At 71.8% G+C, this 2,655-nt stretch carries 1 protein-coding gene; it reads left to right on the top strand.

The window, feature by feature from the left end:
* Positions 1–122: 122 nt before the first annotated feature.
* On the top strand, positions 123–2,615 hold the full coding sequence (pepN, locus tag ACWIF2_RS40515) for an aminopeptidase N (protein ID WP_454366694.1): 2,493 nt from the start codon (positions 123–125) through the stop codon (positions 2,613–2,615).
* The last annotated feature ends 40 nt before the right edge of the window (positions 2,616–2,655 follow it).

Raw genomic sequence — 2,655 nt, 5'->3', positions numbered from 1 at the left:
CGCACGCACCGAACGCCGCTCCTTCTCCTGCGGAGATCCATCAGAAGGCCCCTAGACCGGACATTGGGCACGTACCGATCCGCCTCTGTGCCTTGCCAGTGCCATCAGGCAGCATGTCACGCATGTCCGTACTGACGCGCGACGAAGCGCAGACCCGAGCAGAGCTCCTCGACGTGCACCGCTACACGATCGAACTCGACCTGACCACCGGCGACGAGACCTTCGACTCCCGCACCCTGATCAGGTTCAGCGCCCGCTCCGACGGAGACAGTTTCGTCGAGGTCAGGCCGGACGAGCTGCGCTCCATCACCCTCGACGGACACCCCCTGGACCCGGAAGCCCTCGACGGCAACCGGCTCCCGCTGCGGAACCTCACCGCCGGCGAGCACGAACTGCGCGTGCACGCGCTCATGCGCTACTCCCGCACCGGCGAGGGCATGCACCGCTTCACCGACCCCACCGACGGCGAGACGTACGTCTACACCCAGCTGTTCATGGACGACGTCCAGCGCGTCTTCGCCGCCTTCGACCAGCCCGACCTCAAGGCCGTCTTCGAACTGTCCGTCCGGGCCCCAGAGGGCTGGACCGTCCTCGCCAACGGCATCACCGAACAGACCGGCGGCGTCTGGAAGGCGGCACCCACGCCGCGGATCTCCACCTACCTCGTCGCCGTCGCCGCAGGTCCCTGGCACTCCGTGCGCACCGAGCACGGCGGCCTGCCCTTCGGCCTGCACTGCCGCCGCTCCCTCGCCCCCTACCTCGACGCCGACGCCGACGAACTCTTCGACGTCACGCGCGCGTGCTACGACCGCTACCACGAGAAGTTCGACGAGCCCTACCCCTTCGACTCCTACGACCAGGCCTTCGTCCCCGAGTTCAACGCGGGCGCCATGGAGAACCCCGGCCTCGTCACCTTCCGCGACGAGTTCGTCTACCGCTCCGCCGTCACCGACACCGAGCGGCAGACCCGCGCCATGGTCATCGCCCACGAGATGGCCCACATGTGGTTCGGCGACCTCGTCACCCTCAAGTGGTGGGACGACATCTGGCTGAACGAGTCCTTCGCCGAGTACATGGGCTACCAGACCCTCACCGAAGCCACCCGCTACACAGACACCTGGACCGACTTCGGAGTCACCCGCAAGTCCTGGGGCTACGACGCCGACCAGCGCCCCTCCACCCACCCCGTGGCCCCCGAGGCCGTCGACGACACCGCCTCCGCGCTGCTCAACTTCGACGGCATCTCCTACGCCAAGGGCGCGAGCGCGCTGCGGCAGCTGGTCGCCTGGCTCGGCGACAAGGACTTCCTCGCCGGCATCAACACGCACTTCGCCCGGCACAAGTTCGGCAACGCCACCCTCGCCGACTTCATCGACTCCCTCGCCGGCGCCACCGAACGCGACGTCCACGCCTGGGCCGACGCCTGGCTGCGCACCACCGGCGTCGACACCCTCACCCCCCAGGTCGCCCCCGGCGAGAACGGCACCTGCGCCCTCACCGTCGACCACGCCGGCAGCCGCCCGCACCACATCGCCGTCGGCCTGTACGACCGAGACCTCGGCGACGACGGCGGGCACCTCGTCCTGCGCGAACGCCGCCACCTGGACCTGCCGCACAACGACGCCCACCCCATCGGCAAGCGCCCGGCCCTGCTCCTCCTCAACGACGGCGACCTGACCTACGCCAAGGTCCGCTTCGACCCCGAGTCCTTCGAGACGATCCGCAAGGAGCTGTCCGGCCTGCCCGAACCGCTCACCCGAGCGGTCGTCTGGAACGCCCTGCGCGACGCCGTCCGCGACGGCGAACTGGCCCCCGCCGCCTACCTGGAGACCGCCAGGGCCCACCTCCCGCTGGAGACGGACCTCGCCGTCGTCCAAGGCGTCCTCGCCTTCGCGTCCACGTACATCACCGACCACTACCTCACGCCCGAGGAGCGGCCCGCCGCGCTCGCCACCCTCTCCGACCTGTGCCGCGACCTCATCCGCCGCACCGAGGACGGCGACAACCCCGGCCTGCGCCTGATCGCCGTACGCCACCGCATCGATGTCGCGGCCCACCCCGACACCATCGCCGCCTGGCTCGCCGACGGCACCGTCCCCGGCGGCCCGGAGCTCGACCCCGAGCTGCGCTGGCGCGTCCTCGCCCGGCTCGCCGTCCTCGGCGCCACCGACGAGGCCGCCATCGCCGCCGAGCTGGAGCGCGACCCGAGCGCCACCGGCCAGGAGGGCGCCGCCCGCTGCCGGGCCGCGCTGCCCGACCCGGAGGCCAAGGCCCGCGCCTGGCAGGCGATGTTCGGCTCCGACGACCTGTCCAACTACCTCTTCACCGCCACCGCCGCGGGCTTCTGGCAGCCCGAGCAGGCCGAGCTGGTCCGCGCGTACGTGCCGCGCTACTACCCCGACGCGGTGGCCGTCGCCGACCGCCGCGGCCCCGCCATCGCCACGGCCGTCGGCCGCTCGGCCTTCCCCGCCCACGCGGTCGACGCGGAGCACCTCCGCCTCGGCGAGGAGTGCCTGCGCGACGCCGGACCGATCCCGGCGCTGCGCCGCAAGCTCGTCGACCAACTGGACGACCTGGCACGGGCGTTGCGGGTGCGGCAGACACCCCGCTCGTAGGGCGGCAGGCGCCGGGCGAGGGCCGGGCGCCTGACTCCTC

The sequence above is a fragment of the Streptomyces sp. NPDC055506 genome (assembly GCF_053643595.1).
This window is presented reverse-complemented; position numbering and strand designations above follow the sequence as displayed.